Origin of the sequence: Halomonas sp. XH26 (assembly GCF_024138895.1) — a bacterium.
In the GTDB taxonomy this organism is placed as follows: Bacteria; Pseudomonadota; Gammaproteobacteria; order Pseudomonadales; family Halomonadaceae; genus Vreelandella; species Vreelandella alkaliphila.
Window position 1 is genome coordinate 1,778,086 of the sequence record NZ_CP071889.1, and the last position, 22,583, is coordinate 1,800,668.

Sequence of the window (22,583 nt, forward strand, 5' to 3'; positions counted from 1 at the left end):
ATTAACTCTGAGTCGTTTTCGTATCGTCAACAAGTGCACGTATTGCGTTCGGCTCAAGGCCGCGCATGTCTAGTGAGGCTGGCTTGTCCGTTAGCCAAAGCAGTTCGGTTACCACCGTCAAAGCAATCGCATAGGGGGTTTTGTTGCTAAGTTTAGTGTTATGAATACAACCAATGGGGCTGCGTACACGCTCTATTTCTTCAGCGGTGTAGCCTTCGCGCTGCAGTCGTCCTCGGAAGCTTGCCCATTTGCTATCAGAGCCGATTAGCCCTATCGAGGCGATGTCATGGCGCTGTAGTAAAGCGGTGATGAGGGCGTAATCTTCATCATGGTTGTGGGTTAATACCAATGCATGACAGTAGGGCGGCAGGGCTGAAGTTCCCTCTTGTGCACTGCTCAGCGTATGGCAGCTGAGTCGGGATTGCTGCTGATCGCGTTCGTTAAATACATCTGCTCGGCTATCAAACCAGTGTACTTGCCAGGGTAGCGGTTCGCTAAGCTTTACGATCTCTCGTCCGACATGGCCAGCACCAAATAAAGCGATATTGGTAGCGGCACCAGGAAACACTTCCAGCAGCACATTGACATAACCGCCACAGCACTGGCCGCTGCGGCCACCTAGCGAGAATGCCTCTAAGTGAAAGCCAGCGCGGCCTTGCTGTAAAAAGTCTCGAGCAGCATGGATAGTTTGCCACTCGAAAGTGCCTCCACCTAGCGTGTCATAGACAGCCTCTTGGGTGATCACCATGCGCGCGCCGGGCTCACGCGGGGTTGAGCCCGCGCTGGTTACCTGAGTGGCCAACACGTGGGGAACACCGCTACGCTGCAATCGATCGAGTGCCGCGTGCCAAGTTTCTGCTGAGGGCTGTGTCATAGCGCTTTTTCTCTAATTGCGTTTGCAGCCAACATCACTCGCTCAGGGGTTGCGGGAGTGTCGAGATGGGGAGACTGCTGGTAATCGGTTAAGCTTGAAAGCGCATCACGTAGTGCAGACCAAACACAGATACCAAGCATAAACGGTGGCTCACCAACGGCTTTAGAACGATATAGGCTTGCCATGGAGTTTGGGTGGCCTTCCAATAGTTCAACGTTAAAAATAGCGGGAAGATCACCAAACGTGGGTATTTTGTAGGTCGCAGGCCCGTCGCTAACCAGCACACCTTTATCGCTCCACTTAAGCTCTTCACTGGTTAGCCAGCCCATTCCCTGGATAAAGCCACCTTCTACTTGGCCAATATCAATGGCAGGGTTTAGCGAATTGCCAACGTCATGCAGCACGTCAACGCGGTTAACTAAATATTCGCCGCTCAATGTGTCAACACTTACTTCGGCAACGGCTGCTCCAAACGCGTAATAATAAAAAGGGCGGCCTTGGCCCGTTGCACGGTTGTAATGAATCAATGGTGTCGCATAAAAACCCTTTTCTGAAAGCGAGATGCGATTGAGGTAGGCCGTTTGAACAAGCTCTCCCCAGGGGATGCGACGCTCGCTCTCATTAATCCCCGCAATCAGCATGCCATCTTCCAGGCGCATACCTTCTCGGTCTAATCCGCCCTCAAAATGCATCGCGGCAAAGTCGAACAACCTTTCGCGCAATTTACTGGCGGCATCTCGCGCGGCCATGCCATTGAGGTCGGCGCCGCTTGAAGCCGCCGTAGGGGATGTATTGGGTACTTTATCCGTGCGAGTTGCACTAATCCGCACGCTATCTAAATCCAAGCCAAGCTCGCGCGCCACTACCTGACAAATCTTGGTGTGCAGCCCTTGGCCCATTTCAGTGCCGCCGTGATTGATCACGATGCTGCCATCGGTATACACATGCAGCAGAGCACCGGCTTGATTGAGGTGCTGGGCGGTAAATGAGATGCCAAACTTTACTGGCGTCAGCGCGAGCCCTTTTTTAATAATGGGACTGTTGCTATTAAATGCCTTAATCGCCGCACGGCGTGCCCAGTAATCACTATTGGTTTCCAATGTATCAACCAGCGTATGCAGCAACTGCTTTTGATCCACTGACTGCCCGTAGTGGGTGACGTCTCGCCCGTCGCGATAGAAGTTTCGTTTGCGTATGGTAAGAGGGTCTTCACCGACCTTGCGCGCGATATCATCCATTGCAGCTTCGATAATCATCATGCCCTGAGGGCCGCCAAAACCCCGAAAAGCCGTGTTAGAAGCCGTATGGGTCTTAGCTCGATGACCGGTGACGCGAGCATTGCCTATTGAGTATGCGTTGTCGGCATGGAACATTGCCCGATCAACAATGGCGTCTGAAAGATCCGGCGAGTAGCCACAGTCACCAATAACCGTTATCTCTCCGCCTTGGATGATGCCTTGCGAATCAATTGCAAGTCGGTAGCGATTATGAAAGGGGTGACGCTTACCGGTCGCGCGCATATCATCACTTCTCGGTAGCCGTATACGTGTGGCTTTTCCGGTTCTGCGGGCAATGATGGCTGCCATACATGCCCATGGGGATGCTTGGGTTTCTTTGCCTCCAAAGCCGCCACCCATTCGGCGCACTTCAACGGTGACGGCATGAAAGGGAATGCCCAGTACTTCAGCGACAAGTTTCTGGGTCTCACTAGGGTGCTGGTTAGAGGTATGAACAATGACCCCTTCGTCTTCGGTGGGCAGAACCAAGCATGCTTGCCCCTCCAGGTAAAAATGTTCCTGTCCGCCGATGAAAAGCTCGCCCTCAACCGTTTGCTCGGCTTGGCGCAGTTCCGCTTGCCAATCGCCTCTCTCCTGAACGTGGGTAGGGCGAACCACATCATTGCGTTCGGCAGCAGCAACAGGGTCGAGGCTTGCTGGTTGTTCATCGATACTTAACCTGGCCAGCGTTACCGCTCGGCGAGCAGCCTGAAGCGAGGTAGCCGCAACGGCGAAAATACACTGGCCTGCGTAGCTAATTTCTTGATCAACAAAAATGGGGTCGCCTGGAAACACAGGGCCGATATCTGTATGGCCGGGCACATCGTGAAAAGTGATGACATCGACAACGCCAGACGCTTGTTTAACTGCTTCGAGATCAAGTGCGGTCAATGTGCCGTGTGCGACAGGAGAAAGCCCCAGAGCTACATGCAGGGCATCTGCCGGTGCTTTGAGGTCATCAATGTAGGCAGCCTTGCCGGTAACGTGTTTTTCAGCGCTTTCATGGAAGCTAGCGGTGCCTGCTTGGCGCTGACCGTGGCTATCGACAGTATGGCGAGCAAGTGGGCCTGACCCTTGGATGTGGTTATGTAACTCTCGACGAGCGCGGCTGCTGTCGCCATCAAGTTTAGTGAGCGTACGCATGGAGCATCACCTCCTGGTTGGGTGACGAAAGCGATAAGTAGAGGCGTTCCAATAGGTTGAGAGCGGCTTGTTCTCGGTAGTATTGGCTGCCCCGTACATCGCTCATTGGCTGAAACTCTTCAGCAAGGGCTTGTTGGGCTGCTTGAAAGCTAGCTTTGGAAACGGGCTGGCCCTCTAGCGCAGCTTCTGTTTGACTAGCTCGCTTGGGAGTTGCAGCCATACCGCCAAAGGCAATGCGAACATCCTCCATCACACCCTGATTAACACGGTAGCAAAACGCACCTAATACCGCCGTTATGTCATCCTCGCGCCGTTTAGAAAGCTTCCAAACCCTTAGTGTGGCTGTTTCAGCCAGTTGAGGTATAAAAATACGGCTGATGACTTCATCAGCCGCCAGCGCTGTTTTTTTATAGTCGATAAAAAAATCACTCAGCAAGAGCTGGCGAGTATTGACGTGGCTGGTAAGTTCTACCCATGCATTTAGCGCCAGTAGTACAGGTGGCGTATCTCCAATTGGCGAAGCGTTGGCGATGTTTCCGCCGAGCGTTCCCCGGTTACGAACTTGTTGAGAGCCGAGCCTGTGAAGGAGGTGTGCAAACGCAGGAAAGTGACTGTTTAATAAGGGCTCAAGCTGCGAGTACGTAACCCCAGCGCCTACCCACCAACCTGGTTGAGCTTGGAATGTCGCCTCTTCAATTTGGCGCAATTCAGCCACACGCGTGGTATCAATAAGCTGGGTCAATGCGGTAAGGCGCTGAGTGCTTTCCAGCCATAGATCTGTTGCGCCAGCCACAAGGCGTGCATCAGGATAGCGATATCTTGCGTCGGCCAACTCAGCCAAGGTGGTTGGCTGTACAAAGAGTGGCTCACTCTTTGCGGTTGACTCCGGTACATGAAGCGGGTGACTGGCTGGCTGAGACGCATCGAACCACTGCGGTGCTTCCCAAGAGAAATCTTGCATACTCAATGCGGCGTCACGAATCGGTCGGTATCCCGTGCAGCGGCATAAATTTCCACCTAATGTGGCTTCAAGTGTTTCTGGTGTAAGAGGCGAGGGGCGCTGCTGTTGGTTGGCATGCAAGGTGAACAAGGACATGACAATTCCTGGCGTGCAAAATCCGCACTGGCTGCCATGGCACTCGATCATTGCGCGTTGAGCTGGGTGCAAGTTGCCTTCAGTCGCAAGCCCTTCAACGGTAATGACGTGCTGACCGTGAAGTTGATGAGCCGGGGTAATACACGCGTTGACGCTTAAAAAGCGGTTTTGCGTGTCGCTTGGATTGTTGATTGCGACTGTACAAGCGCCACAGTCACCCGATGCGCAGCCTTCTTTTGTGCCAGTGATGCCCAAATGATCACGCAACAGCGTTAGAATGCTGGTGTCAGGGGGTACATGACACTGCTTGGGGGTGCCGTTGAGCAGGAACTCAATCGTAGCCATGCCAAACTCCGTTATGATTGTTCTGACCGATCGGTCAATATTGTTTAGCTTGAGACAAAAGAGCGCACCTTGCAAGAATTTGTTGCTAATGCGGCTGTCTGTGCACTTACGCGGCCGGCGTAGACAAACCAATTATATGTAATAAGTCCCATGGGCTGACCATTGGTGCTTATCAAAAGCGCTTATTAAAGGAGCTTAATCAATGACAGCGGATACCGCTAACCATGAAAATGCCAGCAGAGATCGCATTGAACAGACCATACTGAGCGCTGCGGAGCAGGTGTTTTCTCAACATGGTTATCGTGGTGCCAGCCTTCAGGCAATCGCCGATATAGCAGGTCTTCCTAAGGCGAATATTCTCTATTACATGGGCAGTAAGCAGCTGCTTTATGTACGACTGCTTAATCGAATGATGAACCGTTGGAATGCGGTACTTGAAGACATAACACCTGACAGTGATCCAGCTAAGGTATTAAGCGATTTTATTCGCACCAAGATGATGCTGGGCCAGCGTTACCCCGAAGGTTCAAAGCTATTTGCCGCCGAAATTTTGGCTGGTGCGCCTTTCTTGAGTAATTATCTCTCTGGTGAGTTGAAAGAGTGGGTAGTTTCCCGTGCAGAAATTATTCACCAGTGGTCTCAGCTAGGGAAAATGGATGATGTCGATCCACGCTGGCTTATATTCTTGATTTGGTCGGCTACCCAACATTACACGGAATACAGTGCGCAGGTAACGGGAATATTAGGGACTGAAGTGCTCAGCGAAACGGATTTCGAGTCTATTTGCCGTTTCCTTGAGCATGTTATTTTGAAAGGATGCGGTATTTCAGCGTCGCATTTATCAAACGACTCATCAGTTTAGCTGCTATGCCCATATTGGCGATGTCTACACTTCCAATTGAACAGCACCTCAAGCCGATTCAGGCGGCTCTCTCTGCACATAACCGCCTAATCTTAATCGCCCAGCCGGGAGCGGGTAAGACAACCCGCGTTCCGCTGACCTTGCTGAACAGCCAGTGGGCGCAGGGCCAGAAGATAGTGTTGTTAGAGCCTCGACGGGTAGCGGCTCGTTTGGCGGCAAGCTTTATGGCCGCGCAGCTTGATGAGCCTGTCGGTAAGACAGTTGGCTATCGTATGCGAGGGGACAGCAAAGCGGGCCCGCACACACGCTTGGAGGTGGTCACCCAGGGCGTCCTGACGCGTATGTTGCAAGATGATCCGCTGCTTGAAGGCGTCGCCGGTATCATCTTCGATGAGTTTCATGAGCGCAGCATAGAAGCAGATCTTGGGCTGGCGCTATCACTGGATATTCAGCAAAGCATTCGCGATGACTTACGACTGATTGTGATGTCTGCGACGTTAGATGTTGCTGCGTTAAAAAGTGTATTGGGCAGCGATACATCCGTGATTGAAAGTACGGGGCGTGAATTTCCAATTGAAACGTATTATCGCCCTTTTAGCAGTGATGAAGCGTTAGACACAGCCGCTTACCGAGTGGTAACCGAAGCCTTGGCGAATGCCGATAGCCGCGACGTGTTGGTGATTTTACCTGGGGTGGCAGAGATAACACGGCTAGTGCAAATGCTGGAAAATAGCACCTTTGATATTGAGGTGCGCGCATTACATGGCGGCATGCCTATCGAGGCGCAGCAAGCAGCATTGAAGTTACACGAAACTCGCCGGCGGGTGATTGTATCGACGGCCATTGCGGAATCCAGCGTGACAGTTGATGGTGTTAATGTGGTCATTGACGCTGGCTTGGAGCGTGTGCCGTTGTTTCAGCCGCGAACTGGGCTCACTCGACTAACTACTCGGCGTGTCAATCGTGCCAGCGCTGATCAACGTCGTGGTCGTGCAGGGCGGCAACAGCCGGGTGTATGTTATCGCTTGTGGTCTCAAGATCAGCCACTGGTTGCTTACGGTGAACCTGAGATTGCCCAAGCTGATTTATCAAAACTTGCGCTTGAGGTTGCCGTATGGGGAGCGCGATCGCCTGAAGAGTTAATTTGGATGACACCACCGCCTAGCGGTGCATGGCAAAGTAGCCAGGCTTTGCTTCGTCAGCTTGGCATTCTTGATACAGCGGGTTTATTAACACCACTAGGTAAGCAAAGTGCGCGTTGGCCGCTTGAACCTCGTTTAGCGGTCATGCTGTCAAAGGCAGTGTCATTGAATGCATTACCGCTTGCCTGTGCTTTAGCAGCTCTGCTAGAGGGTAGAGAGCGTGTCAGTGGCTCGCTAAGAGATGCGTTGGCTCAGCGGCTCAGCCAACCCTGGCGATTTCCTCACTGGCAACGAGAAACCAAGCGCCTTATGGACATGGCTAGCCTTCAGATGCCACATAAGCTACCGCTTGAGCCGCTTAGCTATCTGCTGGCTATGGCTTACCCGGATCGCGTTGGTCAATTCATCAGTCCAGGTCGGTTCAAGCTTGCCAATGGCAAAACTGCCACGCTCTCCGTTAGCCACCCCCTAGCGAATGAAGCATTTATCGTCGCCGTTAGCGTAGAGAGTGCCAGTAGTGAGGCAGCAATTTATCTGGCAGAACCGATTGCTCAGACAGCGCTTAATGACCTTTACCCGGCAACTCAACAGTGGGAGGAGCGTGTTACTTGGTCAGATGCCCAAGGAAAGCTGCTTGGTGAAGCTGTTCAGCGCCATGGTGAACTTGTGTTGGCAAGTCGGCCTTTAGCGGAGTTATCAGGAGAGGCGGTCCAACAGGCGTTGCTGCGAGCTCTAAAGCAACGACCAGCAGCGCTTTTTAATGGCAAGGTTAAGCAATTACAGGGGCGAATGGCGCTAGTGTCGAGTATTTATTCTAACGTATGGCCTGACTGGTCAGAAAGCGCGCTATTAGACAGTTTGGATGTATGGCTGGCACCCTACATGACGGGTATTACACGTTTCAATCAGCTAGAAAAAATGCCGTTCCATAACTACTTAATGGCAACACTCAGCTGGGATGAGCAAACCCGTTTTGAGCGTTTAACGCCATCGGCATTAATGGCTCCTAGTGGTAATCAAGCAACAATTGATTATGAGTCCTGCCTAGCAGGAAGGCCGCCAGTGCTTGCTTTGAAGTTACAGGAAGCGTTTGGTTGGCAGGATACTCCCGCCGTAGCGGACGGTCATGTGTCTGTTGTCATTCATCTGCTTTCACCGGCAAAAAGGCCGCTTCAAGTTACTCAGGATTTACGCAGTTTTTGGTTGAATGGCTACCCAGAGGTGCGTAAAGAGATGCGTGGCCGCTACCCTAAACACCCCTGGCCAGAAGATCCGATTACCGCTCAAGCAACGGCATCTACAAAACGAAGGTAACGTTAATAACACCGTTTACAGAGAAGCCAGATCGAAGAAGGTCATTGCGTTTGCTCTTCAGGTATTTTACCTGGCACGCGATAGCGTACTCCGTCGGCGCGCTGCTCTTCATAACGCCGGTTTTCTTCTTCTGGGGGCACACCCAGCACAGTCTCTTGCGAGCCATCCGGCCAAGTGTAAGTTGTGCAGCCAGTCAACGATACTAAGACCACGGTTATTAACGAGAACAACGAAATAAATCCACGACATTTGGGCATATTAGGCTCCATCACCAGTCAAAAGCTGCTCTTAGCAAAGCGTGCGTAGTGTGAATGGCACGACAGTAAGTCGCAAGCTTAATCCCAAATTGTTAGGAAACCTCTGATTAACTATTACGCTTGGCCATACTGCGTTAAAAATTGCCTCAAAATGCTCATTTACAACCCGTAAACTCCGCTTTTTCGTTAATTTTTGCCTTGTCTGGCCTGCGCTCATCACATTAATCAGAGGCTCCTTAGATTTCTTCCCAAAGACTACGTCGAAACTCATGGGAAAGCTGGGATACCTTAGCAAAACGCTCAAGATTAGCATCGGTAAGCGTTTTGACCATTTCTTGGTAATGCTCAGTGAGTTCCTTAGCGCTGCAGTTTTCTTTGTCATCAGTCAGGCATAGCGTCAGTTTTTCGCTACTTTTAGCGATAGCTTGGAAAAGCTCGGCCTCCAGCTGCATGGCTTCTGTCACGCTCTCAAGCCACGCAATCTGACAACGTACCATTGGCATGGTGCTCAATAGGCAGTAATGCTGCCACCAAGCTGCGATATCTTGGTTCGTGTCGTTGACGGATGAGGGCTGCTTTTTGTTTGTATGGTCCATAGTAGGTTCCTATCGAGTTTTTCAATTTGTGAGGCATTCTTCACAGGTTCTCCTATCTTCAACTATAGCTAAAGCTATGCAGAAGAGTTGCTCATTTAGGCAACGCGATACGTGATAACGAGGAGAGGCTCAATGTGGTCAGTCGTTAAATCAGTACTGTCAGCACTGCTAGGCGTACAAAATGACCTCAAGCGGCAACAGGATTTTTCTAGCGGTAACCCCGCTGCCTTTATTGTAGTGGGAATTGTGATCACGCTCGTATTTGTTTTGATCTTGGTTGGGATTGCAGTGATTGCGTCGCGATGAAGCGTTGATACACCCCACGATAGTTGTGCGTGACGAATGCCACATGTTTTCTATACTGACGTTAATCAGTTAATCCTGACCTAAGTAAACGGATTGGCGAGAACAACAATAATAACGGAGGTTTCTATGCATCTATCGTGGCAATGGCTGCTAACCATTACCAGTGCCTTCAGTATCACTCAAGCTCATGCTAATAGCTGGAATATGCCTGTTGGGGTCACCGATATCAGCCAAGATATTTTTGGTCTGCATATGGCGATTTTTTGGGTATGCGTGGTCATTGGGGTGATTGTGTTTGGGGTGATGTTTTACTCACTATTTAAATACAGACACTCAAAAGGGGAAAAAGCGGCGAATTTTCATGAGCACACCTCTGTTGAAATTCTTTGGACCGCTATTCCTATTCTGATTTTGGTTGGCATGGCCGTGCCTGCGACAGCGACGTTGAAGAGTATGTACGATTCTTCAGAAGCTGATTTAGATGTGATGATTACTGGCCAACAATGGCGCTGGCGCTACGAATACCTTGGTGAAGATGTTGCGTTTACCTCCAATATGAGTACATCAAGAGCACAAATTCGTGGCGAGGAGGCGAGAGATGAGCACTATTTATTAGACGTAGATGAGCCATTGGTACTGCCAATTAATCGTAAAGTGCGTTTTTTAATGACGTCGGATGACGTTATTCACTCTTGGTGGGTGCCTGAACTAGCCGTTAAGCAGGATACGATTCCTGGGTTTATCAATGAGAATTGGGTGAAAATTAATGAACCGGGCATCTATCGTGGCCAGTGTGCTGAGCTTTGTGGCGTTAACCACGGGTTTATGCCAGTGGTTGTGCATGCGATGGAAGAAGAAGAGTTCGAAGCATGGTTGGCAGAACGAAAAGAAGCCGCAGAGCAAGAGGCTATGGGGGTTGACCGGGAGTGGGAGATGGAGGATTTGATGGCGCGGGGAGAGACCGTTTATCAGACTATCTGTTCTTCCTGTCACCAAAGCGAAGGCCAGGGGGCGCCACCAGCATTTCCTGCACTAGCCAATAATAATCAACTGATTAGTGATTTAGATTGGCATATGAATCGGGTTATTAACGGTGTTTCTGGCGCTGCTATGCCGGCATTCCGCAGTACGTTAAACCCTGTCGAAATAGCCGCTGTTGTTACTTATACCCGCAATGCTTGGGGCAATGAGACAGGTGATGTGGTGCAGCCAGCTACGGTGGCCGAACGTATCGCACAATAATTTAAGGTACTAACAATAAATCAGGCGGAGATGCTCATGGCGCCCAAACTACCTCCTCAACACTCGCTGCAACACAGCTCTACTGCAGCGGCTGGCGGTCATTCTCATCACGACCATGCGGCTCAGCCCAAAGGGATACTACGATGGGTTCTGACCACCAACCATAAAGAAATTGGTTCTCTTTACCTGATTTTTTCTCTCACCATGTTTTTTGTTGGAGGCATATTTGCCCTAGTGGTGAGAGCCGAGCTATTTCAACCTGGTTTACAGCTTATAGAGCCAGAATTTTTCAACCAAATGACCACCATGCATGGATTAATCATGGTGTTTGCTGCGGTAATGCCAGCGTTTACTGGGCTAGCCAATTGGATGATTCCGCTTCAGATTGGTGCGCCGGATATGGCGCTGCCCAGGCTTAATAACTTTAGTTTCTGGTTGCTTCCGGTGGCGTTTACATTGCTACTTTCTACGCTCTTAATGCCGGGCGGTGGGCCTAATTTTGGCTGGACATTTTATGCGCCGTTATCGACGACTTACGCACCTGCCTCCACAACATTTTTTATTTTAGCCCTGCACATTGCAGGCATTAGCTCGATTCTTGGGGCTATAAATATTATTGCGACCATTCTGAATATGCGCGCACCTGGAATGCGCATGATGGATATGCCGCTGTTCGTATGGACATGGTTAATTACGGCTTTTCTATTGATTGCGGTAATGCCTGTGCTAGCGGGCGTTATTACCATGATGCTGATGGATATTAACTTCGGTACCAGTTTCTTTGACGCCGCGGGTGGTGGTGATCCAGTGCTTTTCCAGCACTTATTTTGGTTCTTTGGCCATCCTGAAGTTTACATCATGATTTTGCCAGCTTTTGGTATTGTCTCAGCCATCATACCTACTTTCGCGCGTAAGCCTTTGTTTGGATACGCATCTATGGTGTATGCCACGGCAGCTATCGCGCTGCTGTCATTTTTAGTGTGGGCACACCATATGTTTATCGTCGGTCTTCCGCTAACAGCGGAGCTGTTTTTCATGTACTCGACCATGCTGATTGCCGTGCCCACAGGCGTGAAAGTGTTTAATTGGGTGACCACGCTGTTTCGCGGCTCGATCAGTTTTGAACCGCCCATGCTGTTTGCTTTGGCTTTCGTGGTTCTGTTCACCATAGGCGGTTTCTCAGGACTAATGTTGGCAATTGCGCCTGCGGATTTCCAATACCACGATACCTACTTTGTCGTGGCGCATTTTCATTATGTGCTAGTACCCGGTGCTATTTTTGCCATTATGGCTGGCGTCTATTATTGGCTACCCAAATGGACAGGTTATTATCCTAACGAGCGACTTGCTCAATGTCATTTCTGGTGCTCTATTGTTGGCGTTAATCTAACGTTTTTCCCTATGCATTTCGCAGGCTTGGCGGGCATGCCAAGGCGCATCCCCGACTATGCATTACAATTTGCGGATTTCAATATGCTCTCCAGCATTGGTGCCTTCTTTTTTGGTGCGTCACAGCTGATGTTTGTATTGGTTGTGGTGATGTGTGTGAGAGGAGGTAAAAAAGCACCTGCAAAAGCTTGGGAAGGTGCAGAAGACCTAGAGTGGAGCGTCCCCAGTCCGGCACCGTTGCACACCTTTGAAACACCGCCAGTATTTAACCGTACTCATCACCATGACTAATTAGCTGCCCATCAGCAAAATGGTCTAGGGGGATATATGGCAGTCAACGATACGGTGCAATCACTTGGGGTTAAACGGACAGTCATTCGTACAGTGGCGGCGCTAATTGGGATGTTTGCCTTTGCATTCGCACTGGTTCCTCTTTACGACGTGTTTTGTAGTGTGACTGGCCTTAATGGCAAAGTGGATACAACGGCTAAAGCCATTATTCATGAAGAAGTTGATCAGTCCCGCTATATTACCGTGCAGTTCATTACCCGAGGTAGCGCGGGGTTGCCATGGCGAATGAGCGTCGAAACTCGCCAAATGCGCGTGCATCCGGGCCAAACAGCTGAAGTTGATTTTACGTTTACTAACAACAGTCATGTCGAAAGCTGGGGGCGGGCTGTACCTAGCGTTTCTCCTTCAAGCGCTACGACGCATTTAAGAAAAGTAAGCTGTTTCTGTTTCCAGGAGCAGCAGCTTCAAGGGGATGAGCGTTTGACGATTCCTCTGATATTCCAGCTGGCGCGTGACCTTCCAGAGGATATTAATACGATAACGCTGGTATATACCTTGTATCCGGTTCATCACTTAGTAAAAGACATCTCGAAGAATGACAACAAAACGATAGGGGATTCGATATGAGTGGCGGCTACTATGTTCCTGCAACGAGTCGATGGCCTATCCTAGGCTCGCTGGCGCTCGGGGCTATGATGGTGGGTACAGGAATTAAACTTGTGTACGACACGGGTACCCCACTCATGCTAATCGGTATGGCTTGTGTCATTACAGTTATGGGGCTTTGGTTCAGAGATGTTATTCACGAGTCAATGAGCGGATTGTACGATGCTCAGATGGATCGCTCGTTCCGATGGGGGATGGGCTGGTTTATTTTTTCTGAAGTGATGTTTTTTGCGGCTTTCTTTGGTGCCCTGTTCTATGTAAGAACGTTCGCTATACCCTGGTTAGGTGGTGAAGGAGCAAAAGGTGTTTCTGCGTTGCTTTGGCCTGATTTTGTCGCTCAGTGGCCGTTGTTAAACCCTCCTGATTCGTCGGTGGCTGGCCCGGATAGTGTCTTAAGTCCATGGCAATTGCCGCTCGTCAATACACTAATTTTGGTAACGTCGAGCATTACATTGACGGTTGCACATGAAGCTTTGAAATTAGGCGAACGTAAGACGTGTAGAAACTGGCTGGCAGGTACTGTATTGCTGGGCTGCTGTTTTATTATGATTCAGGGCGTCGAATATTATGAAGCCTACAACCATTATGGTATTACGCTTGAAGCAGGGATCTTCGGCGCTACTTTCTTTATTCTAACGGGCTTTCACGGCGTTCATGTCATTATAGGTACGTTAATTTTAACCAGCATGCTGATACGTATACATAAAGGGCACTTTGCCCAAGATCATCATTTTGGTTTTGAAGCATCTTGTTGGTATTGGCATTTTGTAGATGTTGTATGGGTTGGGTTATTTATTTTTGTATACGTTTTCTAATCAATTAGCCTAAATCTCCCGACCAGAAGCCAAACACTAACAAGGCCATGAGTAGACATGTTAACCCAATGCGCCATTTAAGGGATGCTAGTAGCCGTCGCGAGCTGCTGTCATCCTTTAATAAAAAACCTGCGCCGGCCGCTAAGCTAGCGACTATTCCAATAAAAACTAGGCCAATGAGCAGCTTTAACCACATGACGAAAACCTCTTTTGGGTCGCAACGTCTATACGTCTGGTGTGTGTTTTGGGGCGTATTAGTTTCGCTAGGTATCTTCCTAGGACTATGGCAGTGGGAGCGTGCCGCTGACAAGCGAGTTTTGTTAGCCGCTCGGGAGGCAGCGCCTTTGGTTAAATCGCCTACTGCTATGCCAGAAGAGGGATCTGAGCTGCATTTACAAGGAGAGTACCTTGCTAATCACACGCTTTATCTGGATAACCGCATTGTGGACGGGCGCCTGGGCGTGGCTGTGTTAACGCCTTTCCGAGACAGTTCTGATCAGTTGTGGCTTATTCAGCGAGGGTTTATTGAGACAGGGCCAAGTAGGGCGGCGCCACAAGCGGACACTCCAGAGGGCAGCGTAACCGTTTCAGGCGAGTGGCAGGTTGCGCGCTCCGGCGGACCGCTATATGGCAAAAACAAGGAAGGGCTAAGACTGCAGCAGATCAGCTTAACCCCGTGGGAGTCAACACTGCCAGCCTTCACTTACACCGGCTGGCTACATGCTGACCAGGGTGAGGGGGTGTTTGCACCCTGGTGGGAAGCTAACGTGATGCCTCCTAGTCGCCATCTTGGCTATGCTTTTCAATGGTGGGGGTTGGCGCTTGCTGCGACAGTAGTCATGGTGTTGGGGGGGCGTCGCCTGCGCAAAGATAGTCTTACAAAAGATAGTCTTACAGGTTACTGAGGGGAAAGCATGGAGCAACGCCAGCCAGTTCGTTATCCGCGAGTTAAATTGTTGCTTATATTTGCAGCATTCGCGGCGCCTATTGTTACTGCGTGGATGATGTTGACATGGCAAATAGGCATACCTAGTGAAGATACTGCCCATGGTCAAGTGCATGTCAGCGTACCCGCACTAGATGATTGGCCTCTGAGTACTCAACCCGAAAAAAATGATGCATGGACACTAGTGTTTGACTGTACTTCTCTTTGTGATGAGCGCATGGATGAATTGTGGCGTCTGCATCGAGCGTTAGGTCGAGAAGCCCCTCGGTTAGAGCGGCTGCGAATAGGCGGGAGTGCGCAAGAGCTTCCAGGTGAAAAGGTTAGTCGTTGGCGAGTGGAACCTGCATGGCGAGAAGAAAATAGCGTCTGGCTAATGGATCCTTTCGGCAGGCCAGCGTTGTCATTTAATAATGCAGTGCCCGCAGCTGATATTCTCGATGATATACGTCATTTGTTTAAGGTTAATCCGCTATAGCGAACAATATACCGTTACTCTGCATGCTCGACCTCGCAGGTCGTAAGGAAGCAACGTGCCATATTCTACTGAGCGGCGCTTACAATGGCTGAAACGTTTAACCTTGGTCGGCACTGTGCTTACAGCGTTAGTGATTCTAGTTGGCGCATGGACGCGCTTAGTTGACGCTGGTTTGGGGTGCCCAGACTGGCCAGGCTGTTATGGGCGGCTGTTAGTCCCTGATGCCGAGCATGCTGCTCTACGACATCCTGATGTACCTCTTGTGCCTTTTAAAGCATGGGTAGAGATGGCTCATCGGTATGTAGCAAGTTTTTTAGGGCTTATTGTTCTAAGCGTAGTGGCGCTAGGTTTTTCATTGCGCAAGCGTCCAGGGTTTCCATGGAAAGTAAGTATTGCCTTGCTCGTTGTTATTCTGCTTCAAGGCGCGTTTGGCGCTTTTACAGTGACGCTAAAGCTTTGGCCACAAGTGGTTACTTTACATTTGTTGGGTGGGCTAAGTGTACTGATGCTGTTTTTTTGGGTGCATTTGCGAATTCGGCTCAGCTTGACAAGGCCTGTACCTACCTCTACCGACCATACTTCTTCTCCCACACGTTATACCTCTCTATTTAAGAATGCTAATGCGCTCTGGGTAATAGGCGTGTTGATATTAGTTTTGCAGCTTGCTTTAGGGGGCTGGGTAACCAGCAACTATGCAGGTATTGCCTGCCAAGGATTCCCGACCTGTAATACGCAGTGGTGGCCAGAAATGGATATAAGTGAAGGCTTCCACCTAACACAAACGGTCGGTCCTAATTATTTACACGGGCAGCTACATGCCGATGCACGTACTGCAATTCACGTTATACATCGTATTGGAGCGCTTCTACTCGGAATTGTCTTGTTAGCGCTATGGTGGCGATATCGTGCGGCTGCGTCTGTTGGGCGAGCGCTCACCTTGGTGGTAATTGCTTATTTTGCCCAAGTCGCGCTTGGCATTGCTAATGTGTTGTTGTGGCTTCCTCTATGGCTGGCTTTGTTACATACCGCTGGAGCGGTTGCCTTGACCTTGAGTATGGGGTGGGCTGTCTGGTGCTGGAAATATCCTTCTAATCAGCATCTTAATGAAGTGAATTATCTAAAGTCATCTCAAGTTTTCTCGACGTACGATGGTAACTAGAGGTTTTGCTTCGTCAAAAATAATAATGGTTATTACGGAGTGGATAATGAAAAACGTTGCTGTGTAATCCTTAGTTTTATGCGGAAGCAGAGGTGAAGAAATAGTGAGAGTGGTCTCATTGGGGTAATAGGGAGTACAATTGTCGTCAAGCTTTCTACCTCTCCGTTGTGAAAGGAGCGTTATGAGTTCCACAGGAGCGTTGTTGTTATTCATCGTTGCAATTATTGTCATTGCAGCGCTTGGTTTTTATGCTTATAAACTTCGCCAAGAGGTTAAACGTCGAGAAGCATTTCGGCTGGATGAAGAGCGTCGTGCCCATCAAAACAGCCTGGAAAATCTTGATTTTGTCGTTAGCGCGCTTGTGCAAGAGCAAGTTGACATTACAGAAGGGTCTTGGCGATGCAAAGTTTTGCTTGAGATTATTGATTCCAGCCTAACAGAGCGTCCAGACTTTCAAGCGTTTGCAGAGGTATACAATCGTACTCGGCATTTAAAAACTCATTCTGCACGTAAGCAATTGACGCCACGAGAGCGAATGCAAGAAGATAAAGAGCGCCTTGCGGTTGAGAATGAAATGCGTCCTGCCGTACTTGAGGCAGCGAAAAAGGTAATTGACTGGAGGTCTAAAGGATCTGCTGGCCTTCATTAACCTTGTTTAACGAGCATAGGGGGCTATAAGTACGATAACCTATGTTTTTTGACGCTTATTGCGTCAATTTTGCTATGCTGAAAATGTCGGTATTGGCAAGAAGTTGATATCTCGGCATTGTTGCCTTCTGGTGATTAAACGTTAATCATAGGCAAACGTTCAGCCTTATGGTGAAAGTACAATATTGCCATGATGCTGAGCAGCGAAAAATGGATGCTCTCGCAAATTAGAAGCATTGGGATAGATTTGGTCTTATGACCATGTCAGCATTGGATCAAGAAGGAGTCTTGCATGAAAAAATCAACGACTGGCTTGCTAATCGGTTCTGCACTGGTAGTGGGTTTATCGGGCTGTGCCAGCTCAGCATCACAATCATCTGGCCAAACCAGCGCAAGTAGCGACCGCGATTGGTATCAACATCCTTTCGTTTGCGGATTGGCAGGCAGTGTTATCGGCGGCAGTATTGCTTACGCAACGAGCGGCAATTCTGACGAAGATGAAAATACCGCTATTGGCGCAACTGCCGGTGCAGCGATCGGTGGCCTGCTATGTGCAGACCGTACACCTAAGCCAGTAGCACCGCAGTGCCCAAGCTATGGTGAAGTGCCCGCAGGCGTTGCAGTTGATGCTGAAGGCTGCCCGCTGGACTCCGATGGTGACGGTGTGCCAGATTACCGTGACCAGTGCCCGGGAACTCCTGCTGGTGTAGCTGTTAATGCAAATGGCTGCCCACTCGATTCTGATAACGACGGCGTGCCGGATTATCGCGATCAGTGCCCCAATACTCCTGCAGGTGTTGCAGTTAACTCACTGGGTTGCCCTGACAGCGTTGTGTTGCAGGACGTAAACTTTGAGTTTGACTCTGCACAGTTAACTGCCCAAGCACGAAGTGTTCTGGACGGTGTTGCAGAGCGCCTGGTCAATAATCCTGATGTGCGTGTTAGTATTGAAGGCCACACTGACTCTCGCGGTTCTGCTCAGTACAATAAAAACCTGTCGCAGCGTCGTGCGGAATCCGTTGCTGCTTACCTTGCCCAGCGTGGCGTAGGTGTCAACCGTATGCGTGCTGTTGGCTACGGCGAAGAGCGTCCGGTTGCTAGCAATGATACCGATGCGGGTCGTGCACAAAACCGTCGTGTAGAAATGGATGAGTGGAACTAAGTCACGCATCGCTTTTCATTAAAGGGGTGGGCCATTGTGCCAGTGATTAATGCCCTTTAAGTACGGAACGGGAGGCTTATGCCTCCCGTTTTATTTTACGGCTTGCTAAATTCTGGTAGGCTGGGCAACCCTCAAAAAGCACCTAATACTCTCGATCATTGATAGCGAAATGTGATCCTTGGTATGGATCACCACTGCGCTCAAGGAATACTTAATGCCCATAGTAACATTGCCGGATGGCAGCCAAAGAACGTTCGAAGCACCACTTTCTATCATGCAGCTTGCAGAATCCATTGGCCCTGGTTTGGCCAAGGCCTGTGTGGCTGGCAAGATTGGTGGTGTATTGGTCGATGCTGCTGATTTGATCGAGCAAGATGCTGAAGTGGCGATAATTACCGCCCGTGACCCCGAAGGGCTTGAGATTATCCGCCATTCCTGTGCCCACTTGATTGGACATGCGGTTAAGCAGCTATATCCTGATGCCAAAATGGCCATTGGGCCAGTAATTGACGATGGTTTTTATTACGATATCGATTTCGGCAAGTCGGTAACGCCTGACGACTTGGAAGCTATCGAAAAACGCATGCAAGCACTTATTGAGCGTGATTACGATGTCGTGCGTGAGTACGTTGATCGCGACGAGGCGATGAAAACGTTTATTGAGCGTGGCGAAACGTTCAAACAGGAAATTGTTCGCGATATACCTGAGGGTGCAACAATACGTTTGTATCATCACGAAGAGTACACCGACATGTGCCGTGGGCCGCACGTGCCGAATACGCGTCACCTGAAAGCTTTCAAGCTAACAAAGTTAGCTGGCGCATATTGGCGTGGAGATGCCTCAAACCCCATGCTGACACGTATTTACGGTACAGCATGGGGCGATAAGAAGCAGCTCAAAGCTTATTTGAAGCGCCTAGAAGAGGCCGAAAAGCGAGATCATCGCAAATTGGCACGCAAGATGGATCTTTTCCATTTGCAAGAAGAAGCGCCAGGCATGGTTTTTTGGCACCCCAATGGCTGGACGATGTACCAGGCATTGGAAGATTACATGCGGAAAATTCAGCGAGCGCATGGTTATCAAGAGATTAAAACGCCGCAAGTAGTAGATCTTTCGTTGTGGAAGAAATCGGGGCACTGGGGGCACTACAGTGAGCTCATGTTTACCACTGAGTCAGAAAAACGTGAGTATGCTGTTAAGCCTATGAATTGTCCCTGTCATGTACAGGTATTTAATCAGGGACTGAAAAGCTACCGCGATTTACCGTTACGTTTAGCAGAGTTTGGTAGCTGCCACCGGAATGAACCGTCGGGCTCATTGCATGGTCTGATGCGCGTTCGTGGCTTTACTCAAGATGATGCGCATATTTTTTGTACCGAAGGTCAAATTCAGGCAGAAGCAGAAGCATTCATTGCGCTTACCCTACAAGTTTATAAAACGCTTGGTTTCGAGGATGTTGAACTCAAGCTGTCAACTCGACCTGAGGACTTTCTTGGCGAAGCAGAGATGTGGGATCGAGCAGAGCAGGGGCTTGAAGCTGCGCTCAATGCGACAGGGCTTGATTGGGAGCTTCAGCCAGGAGAGGGAGCTTTTTATGGCCCGAAAATTGAATTCGCTCTGCGTGATTGCCTGAATCGTGTTTGGCAATGTGGTACTCTACAGTTAGATTTTAATTTGCCAGGGCGCTTAGGCGCGCAATACGTTGATGAAGATGGGACACGAAAGACCCCAGTGATGCTTCATCGTGCTATCTTAGGTTCTTTTGAGCGGTTCTTGGGAATCTTAATTGAGCACTATGCTGGTGCGATGCCGCTATGGTTGGCACCTCAGCAAGCTGTGTTGATGACCATTACTGATGCGCAGCGTGATTATGCGCTTGAGTTGGAGCAACGGCTGCAAAAAAATGGCTTACGAGTTAAAGCGGACTTGAGGAACGAGAAGATCGGCTTTAAAATCCGTGAGCATACGTTACAGAAAGTTCCCTATCTCCTTGTGGTGGGAGATAAGGAAGTCGAAGCTGACTCAGTGGCCGTGCGAACTCGCAGCGGCGAAAACCTCGGCACAATGACAGTCGATGAATTCATCGAACGTTGCAGTGCAGAGCGAGCAGCCCTGGCGACATCGTCAATTGCCTAAGGAGACGGAGCAATCAAGCGAAGCAATCAGCGCGGGCGTCCACAAGACAAACGCCCACCAATGAACGAGAGAATTACCGAAGAAGAAGTACGTTTGATCGATGCTGAAGGTGAGCAGTTGGGTGTTGTGCCCACCACCGAAGCGCTTGAGCGTGCAGAAGCTGCCGGTTTAGACCTCGTGCAAATTTCGAATGCCGATCCAATCGTTTGTAAGATTATGGATTATGGCAAATTTGTTTTTGAGACGAAGAAGCAGAAAGCGGCTCAAAAGAAAAAGCAGAAGCAAATCCAGGTTAAGGAAGTCAAATTCCGTCCTGGCACTGACGAAGGCGATTATCAGGTCAAGCTTAAAAACCTGACGCGCTTTCTAGAAGGTGGTGACAAGGGCAAAGTCACATTGCGCTTCCGTGGTCGTGAAATGGCGCACCAGGACATTGGTCGTAAGCTAATGGAGCGGATCGCGGCAGACCTGGAAGAGATCGGAGCGGTAGAGTCTTTCCCGAAAATGGAAGGACGCCAGATGATCATGATTATTGCCCCGAAGAAGAAGTGATCCAACGGCGAAGCTAACGGGTCAGCGTGAAAGCGCTGATCGGCCCTGGGTTTTCTAAAAAATATCGAGCGGAGTTTTCTCATGCCGAAAATCAAAAGCAACAGCGGCGCTGCTAAGCGCTTTAAAAAGACCGCCAATGGCTTCAAGCACAAGCAGTCTTTCCGTAGCCACATCTTGACCAAGAAGTCGACCAAGCGTAAGCGTCAGCTACGTGGTATGAAGCAGATCCATGCTTCTGACAAAGCGCTGATTCAGCGCATGCTGCCGAATCTGTAAGGTCGAATTTTCTTATCTGAGTGCATTTAGCCTCAGTCATAAAGTCAGGAGTGTGTTATGACTCGTGTTAAGCGTGGCGTAGTTGCCCGTCGTCGCCATAAAAAAGTATTGAAGCAGGCTAAAGGTTACTACGGAGCCCGTTCGCGTGTTTTCCGCGTAGCCAAGCAGGCTGTTATCAAAGCCGGTCAGTATGCTTACCGTGACCGCCGCAACCGCAAGCGTCAATTCCGCGCTCTGTGGATTCAGCGTATTAACGCTGGTGCGCGCATCAATGGCATGTCTTACAGCCGCTTTGTTGGCGGTCTGAAGAAAGCCGGTATTGAAATTGACCGCAAAGTATTGGCCGACCTGGCAGTACACGAGAAAGCTGCATTTGCGGCTATCGTGGAAAAAGCCAAGGCTGCCCAATAAGTCACATAACACTGAGTTAAATCAGTGTGACGTGTCAGAGGTCATTTCAGTGTGACCCATGCAGGGGAAGAGCAGCCGCTCTTCCCCTGTTTTTTTGTCACCTTCAACATGCCAGCCATCTTTAGAGATGGAAATCGCTTAATTCGGAGTGAATCGGATGGACCATCTTCCTACTCTGGTGTCAGAGGCTCGCGATGCTATTCATGCGGCGCAAAGTGTCCCTGCTCTAGATGAGTTGCGCGTACGTTACTTGGGTAAAAAAGGCGAAGTGACGGCCTTGTTGAAAGGCTTAGGAAAGCTATCAGCAGAAGAGCGTCCTGCCGCCGGTGAGCAAATTAATCAGGCGAAACAGACCCTGGCAGCTGAAATTGATACAAAGCGTCAGCAGCTCGAAAGCGAAGCGCTTAACGCTCGCTTGGCAGCTGAAAAAATTGACGTGACACTGCCTGGCCGTGGTCAAGAGAATGGCGGCCTACATCCAGTCACCCGCACGCTTGAGCGTATTGAAGGCTTGTTTACCAGGATTGGCTACGATGTGGCTGTAGGGCCAGAAATTGAAGATGACTACCATAATTTCGAGGCGCTAAATATACCCGCTCATCACCCAGCGCGTGGTATGGCGGACACCTTCTATTTCGATGCTACACGCTTGTTACGTACTCACACATCGCCAGTTCAAGTGCGTACCATGAAAAGTAGTGAGCCGCCGATCCGTATTGTTTGCCCCGGTCGTGTCTACCGTAGTGATTCAGATCTCACCCACACCCCAATGTTCCACCAAGTGGAAGGCCTGTTGGTTGACGAAGGTGTGAGCTTTGCAGATCTTAAGGGAACTATTGAAGATTTCCTCCAGGCGTTTTTTGAACGCGATGATCTTTCAGTGCGCTTCCGTCCCTCTTACTTTCCATTCACTGAGCCCTCCGCAGAGGTCGATATTCAGTGTGTGATGTGTAGCGGTGATGGTTGTCGGGTCTGCTCGCATAGCGGCTGGTTGGAGGTTATGGGCTGTGGGATGGTGCATCCTGAGGTGTTCCGGCATTCGGGTATTGATGCTGAGCGTTACACAGGGTTTGCGTTTGGTATGGGCGCCGAGCGGCTTGCGATGCTGCGCTACGGTGTCAATGACCTGCGTTTGTTCTTTGAGAACGATCTGCGTTTTCTTCGCCAATTTACCTAAGACCGCTGCCAACGACGGGAATCAA

23 protein-coding genes are annotated in these 22,583 nt (G+C 49.9%); 17 read left to right on the top strand and 6 right to left on the bottom strand.

The genetic code is table 11. From position 1 onward, the window contains the following. Window position 1: 1 nt before the first annotated feature. Genes xdhC through xdhA form a run of 3 tightly spaced genes read right to left on the bottom strand, consistent with a single transcriptional unit; the run spans window position 2 to window position 4,735 of the window. Window positions 2–874: a xanthine dehydrogenase accessory protein XdhC gene (xdhC, locus tag J4377_RS08225; RefSeq protein ID WP_038483859.1), complete on the bottom strand. Its 873-nt coding sequence runs from the start codon at window positions 872–874 to the stop codon at window positions 2–4. Continuing rightward, window positions 871–3,294 (bottom strand): xanthine dehydrogenase molybdopterin binding subunit, encoded by a 2,424-nt coding sequence (gene xdhB / locus J4377_RS08230; RefSeq protein WP_253487872.1) that lies wholly within the window; start codon window positions 3,292–3,294, stop codon window positions 871–873. Before xdhB ends, xdhC begins: the two co-directional genes overlap by 4 nt. Continuing rightward, a complete protein-coding gene (xdhA, locus tag J4377_RS08235; RefSeq protein WP_038483864.1) occupies window positions 3,278–4,735 on the bottom strand; it encodes a xanthine dehydrogenase small subunit in 1,458 nt (485 codons plus the stop codon). The genes xdhB and xdhA overlap by 17 nt, the downstream gene beginning before the upstream one ends. 202 nt (window positions 4,736–4,937) lie before the next feature. On the opposite strand from xdhA, the gene J4377_RS08240 reads away from it, so the two are divergent. Both J4377_RS08240 and hrpB read left to right on the top strand, forming a co-directional pair. Beyond that, complete coding sequence (locus tag J4377_RS08240; protein WP_038483867.1) at window positions 4,938–5,597, top strand: TetR family transcriptional regulator C-terminal domain-containing protein; 660 nt, start codon at window positions 4,938–4,940, stop codon at window positions 5,595–5,597. Between the two features lie 20 nt (window positions 5,598–5,617). Further along, a complete protein-coding gene (gene hrpB, locus J4377_RS08245; protein WP_253487874.1) occupies window positions 5,618–8,053 on the top strand; it encodes an ATP-dependent helicase HrpB in 2,436 nt (811 codons plus the stop codon). 41 nt (window positions 8,054–8,094) lie between these two features. Here hrpB and J4377_RS08250 read toward each other — a convergent pair whose 3' ends face one another. Then, window positions 8,095–8,310: a hypothetical protein gene (locus J4377_RS08250; RefSeq protein ID WP_089038333.1), complete on the bottom strand. Its 216-nt coding sequence runs from the start codon at window positions 8,308–8,310 to the stop codon at window positions 8,095–8,097. Between the two features lie 236 nt (window positions 8,311–8,546). After that, window positions 8,547–8,906, bottom strand: coding sequence for a hypothetical protein (locus J4377_RS08255; RefSeq protein WP_038483881.1), 360 nt, complete (start codon window positions 8,904–8,906; stop codon window positions 8,547–8,549). A 132-nt stretch (window positions 8,907–9,038) separates the two neighbouring features. Between J4377_RS08255 and J4377_RS08260 the strand changes: the two genes are divergently transcribed. From J4377_RS08260 to J4377_RS08280, 5 genes are all read left to right on the top strand, one after another. Next, window positions 9,039–9,212: a DUF2970 domain-containing protein gene (locus tag J4377_RS08260; protein WP_084183706.1), complete on the top strand. Its 174-nt coding sequence runs from the start codon at window positions 9,039–9,041 to the stop codon at window positions 9,210–9,212. A 126-nt stretch (window positions 9,213–9,338) separates the two neighbouring features. Continuing rightward, the gene (gene coxB / locus J4377_RS08265) at window positions 9,339–10,454 is read left to right on the top strand and encodes a cytochrome c oxidase subunit II (protein WP_120387003.1); all 1,116 of its coding nucleotides are present in this window, start codon (window positions 9,339–9,341) and stop codon (window positions 10,452–10,454) included. A gap of 36 nt (window positions 10,455–10,490) precedes the next feature. Beyond that, the gene (ctaD, locus tag J4377_RS08270; protein WP_038483887.1) at window positions 10,491–12,134 is read left to right on the top strand and encodes a cytochrome c oxidase subunit I; all 1,644 of its coding nucleotides are present in this window, start codon (window positions 10,491–10,493) and stop codon (window positions 12,132–12,134) included. A gap of 36 nt (window positions 12,135–12,170) precedes the next feature. Then, on the top strand, window positions 12,171–12,761 hold the full coding sequence (locus J4377_RS08275; RefSeq protein ID WP_038483890.1) for a cytochrome c oxidase assembly protein: 591 nt from the start codon (window positions 12,171–12,173) through the stop codon (window positions 12,759–12,761). After that, window positions 12,758–13,615, top strand: a complete 858-nt coding sequence (locus J4377_RS08280) for a cytochrome c oxidase subunit 3 (RefSeq protein ID WP_038483893.1) — start codon at window positions 12,758–12,760, stop codon at window positions 13,613–13,615. The genes J4377_RS08275 and J4377_RS08280 overlap by 4 nt, the downstream gene beginning before the upstream one ends. 4 nt (window positions 13,616–13,619) lie before the next feature. Here J4377_RS08280 and J4377_RS08285 read toward each other — a convergent pair whose 3' ends face one another. Beyond that, a complete protein-coding gene (locus tag J4377_RS08285) occupies window positions 13,620–13,811 on the bottom strand; it encodes a DUF2909 domain-containing protein (protein ID WP_038483896.1) in 192 nt (63 codons plus the stop codon). On the opposite strand from J4377_RS08285, the gene J4377_RS08290 reads away from it, so the two are divergent. The 10 genes from J4377_RS08290 to pheS all read left to right on the top strand — a co-directional run bounded on the left by J4377_RS08290 (window position 13,810) and on the right by pheS (window position 22,558). Then, window positions 13,810–14,520, top strand: a complete 711-nt coding sequence (locus tag J4377_RS08290) for an SURF1 family protein (protein ID WP_120387002.1) — start codon at window positions 13,810–13,812, stop codon at window positions 14,518–14,520. The two genes, J4377_RS08285 and J4377_RS08290, sit on opposite strands and share 2 nt — an antisense overlap. 9 nt (window positions 14,521–14,529) lie before the next feature. Next, window positions 14,530–15,036 (top strand): hypothetical protein, encoded by a 507-nt coding sequence (locus J4377_RS08295; protein WP_231656895.1) that lies wholly within the window; start codon window positions 14,530–14,532, stop codon window positions 15,034–15,036. A gap of 55 nt (window positions 15,037–15,091) precedes the next feature. Further along, window positions 15,092–16,195, top strand: coding sequence for a heme A synthase (locus J4377_RS08300; RefSeq protein ID WP_038483905.1), 1,104 nt, complete (start codon window positions 15,092–15,094; stop codon window positions 16,193–16,195). A gap of 181 nt (window positions 16,196–16,376) precedes the next feature. Further along, on the top strand, window positions 16,377–16,844 hold the full coding sequence (locus tag J4377_RS08305) for a DUF2489 domain-containing protein (RefSeq protein ID WP_038483908.1): 468 nt from the start codon (window positions 16,377–16,379) through the stop codon (window positions 16,842–16,844). Between the two features lie 291 nt (window positions 16,845–17,135). Continuing rightward, window positions 17,136–18,005 (top strand): OmpA family protein, encoded by an 870-nt coding sequence (locus J4377_RS08310; RefSeq protein WP_095602860.1) that lies wholly within the window; start codon window positions 17,136–17,138, stop codon window positions 18,003–18,005. Window positions 18,006–18,219: 214 nt separating this feature from the next. Continuing rightward, on the top strand, window positions 18,220–20,142 hold the full coding sequence (gene thrS, locus J4377_RS08315) for a threonine--tRNA ligase (RefSeq protein ID WP_038483914.1): 1,923 nt from the start codon (window positions 18,220–18,222) through the stop codon (window positions 20,140–20,142). 12 nt (window positions 20,143–20,154) lie between these two features. Further along, window positions 20,155–20,694, top strand: coding sequence for a translation initiation factor IF-3 (gene infC / locus J4377_RS08320; RefSeq protein WP_083003855.1), 540 nt, complete (start codon window positions 20,155–20,157; stop codon window positions 20,692–20,694). Between the two features lie 81 nt (window positions 20,695–20,775). Beyond that, window positions 20,776–20,970, top strand: coding sequence for a 50S ribosomal protein L35 (gene rpmI, locus J4377_RS08325; RefSeq protein WP_009724291.1), 195 nt, complete (start codon window positions 20,776–20,778; stop codon window positions 20,968–20,970). Window positions 20,971–21,027: 57 nt separating this feature from the next. Beyond that, window positions 21,028–21,381: a 50S ribosomal protein L20 gene (rplT, locus tag J4377_RS08330; RefSeq protein ID WP_009097607.1), complete on the top strand. Its 354-nt coding sequence runs from the start codon at window positions 21,028–21,030 to the stop codon at window positions 21,379–21,381. A gap of 157 nt (window positions 21,382–21,538) precedes the next feature. Then, the gene (gene pheS, locus J4377_RS08335; RefSeq protein ID WP_038483919.1) at window positions 21,539–22,558 is read left to right on the top strand and encodes a phenylalanine--tRNA ligase subunit alpha; all 1,020 of its coding nucleotides are present in this window, start codon (window positions 21,539–21,541) and stop codon (window positions 22,556–22,558) included. The last annotated feature ends 25 nt before the right edge of the window (window positions 22,559–22,583 follow it).

Bases quoted from the DNA above. Each gene is read 5' to 3' on its own strand.
- xdhC (WP_038483859.1), bottom strand. From the start codon at position 874: ATGACACAGCCCTCAGCAGAAACTTGGCACGCGGCACTCGATCGATTG.
- xdhB (WP_253487872.1), bottom strand. From the start codon at position 3,294: ATGCGTACGCTCACTAAACTTGATGGCGACAGCAGCCGCGCTCGTCGA.
- xdhA (WP_038483864.1), bottom strand. From the start codon at position 4,735: ATGGCTACGATTGAGTTCCTGCTCAACGGCACCCCCAAGCAGTGTCAT.
- J4377_RS08240 (WP_038483867.1), top strand. From the start codon at position 4,938: ATGACAGCGGATACCGCTAACCATGAAAATGCCAGCAGAGATCGCATT.
- hrpB (WP_253487874.1), top strand. From the start codon at position 5,618: ATGTCTACACTTCCAATTGAACAGCACCTCAAGCCGATTCAGGCGGCT.
- J4377_RS08250 (WP_089038333.1), bottom strand. From the start codon at position 8,310: ATGCCCAAATGTCGTGGATTTATTTCGTTGTTCTCGTTAATAACCGTG.
- J4377_RS08255 (WP_038483881.1), bottom strand. From the start codon at position 8,906: ATGGACCATACAAACAAAAAGCAGCCCTCATCCGTCAACGACACGAAC.
- J4377_RS08260 (WP_084183706.1), top strand. From the start codon at position 9,039: ATGTGGTCAGTCGTTAAATCAGTACTGTCAGCACTGCTAGGCGTACAA.
- coxB (WP_120387003.1), top strand. From the start codon at position 9,339: ATGCATCTATCGTGGCAATGGCTGCTAACCATTACCAGTGCCTTCAGT.
- ctaD (WP_038483887.1), top strand. From the start codon at position 10,491: ATGGCGCCCAAACTACCTCCTCAACACTCGCTGCAACACAGCTCTACT.
- J4377_RS08275 (WP_038483890.1), top strand. From the start codon at position 12,171: ATGGCAGTCAACGATACGGTGCAATCACTTGGGGTTAAACGGACAGTC.
- J4377_RS08280 (WP_038483893.1), top strand. From the start codon at position 12,758: ATGAGTGGCGGCTACTATGTTCCTGCAACGAGTCGATGGCCTATCCTA.
- J4377_RS08290 (WP_120387002.1), top strand. From the start codon at position 13,810: ATGACGAAAACCTCTTTTGGGTCGCAACGTCTATACGTCTGGTGTGTG.
- J4377_RS08285 (WP_038483896.1), bottom strand. From the start codon at position 13,811: ATGTGGTTAAAGCTGCTCATTGGCCTAGTTTTTATTGGAATAGTCGCT.
- J4377_RS08295 (WP_231656895.1), top strand. From the start codon at position 14,530: ATGGAGCAACGCCAGCCAGTTCGTTATCCGCGAGTTAAATTGTTGCTT.
- J4377_RS08305 (WP_038483908.1), top strand. From the start codon at position 16,377: ATGAGTTCCACAGGAGCGTTGTTGTTATTCATCGTTGCAATTATTGTC.
- J4377_RS08310 (WP_095602860.1), top strand. From the start codon at position 17,136: ATGAAAAAATCAACGACTGGCTTGCTAATCGGTTCTGCACTGGTAGTG.
- thrS (WP_038483914.1), top strand. From the start codon at position 18,220: ATGCCCATAGTAACATTGCCGGATGGCAGCCAAAGAACGTTCGAAGCA.
- rpmI (WP_009724291.1), top strand. From the start codon at position 20,776: ATGCCGAAAATCAAAAGCAACAGCGGCGCTGCTAAGCGCTTTAAAAAG.
- rplT (WP_009097607.1), top strand. From the start codon at position 21,028: ATGACTCGTGTTAAGCGTGGCGTAGTTGCCCGTCGTCGCCATAAAAAA.
- pheS (WP_038483919.1), top strand. From the start codon at position 21,539: ATGGACCATCTTCCTACTCTGGTGTCAGAGGCTCGCGATGCTATTCAT.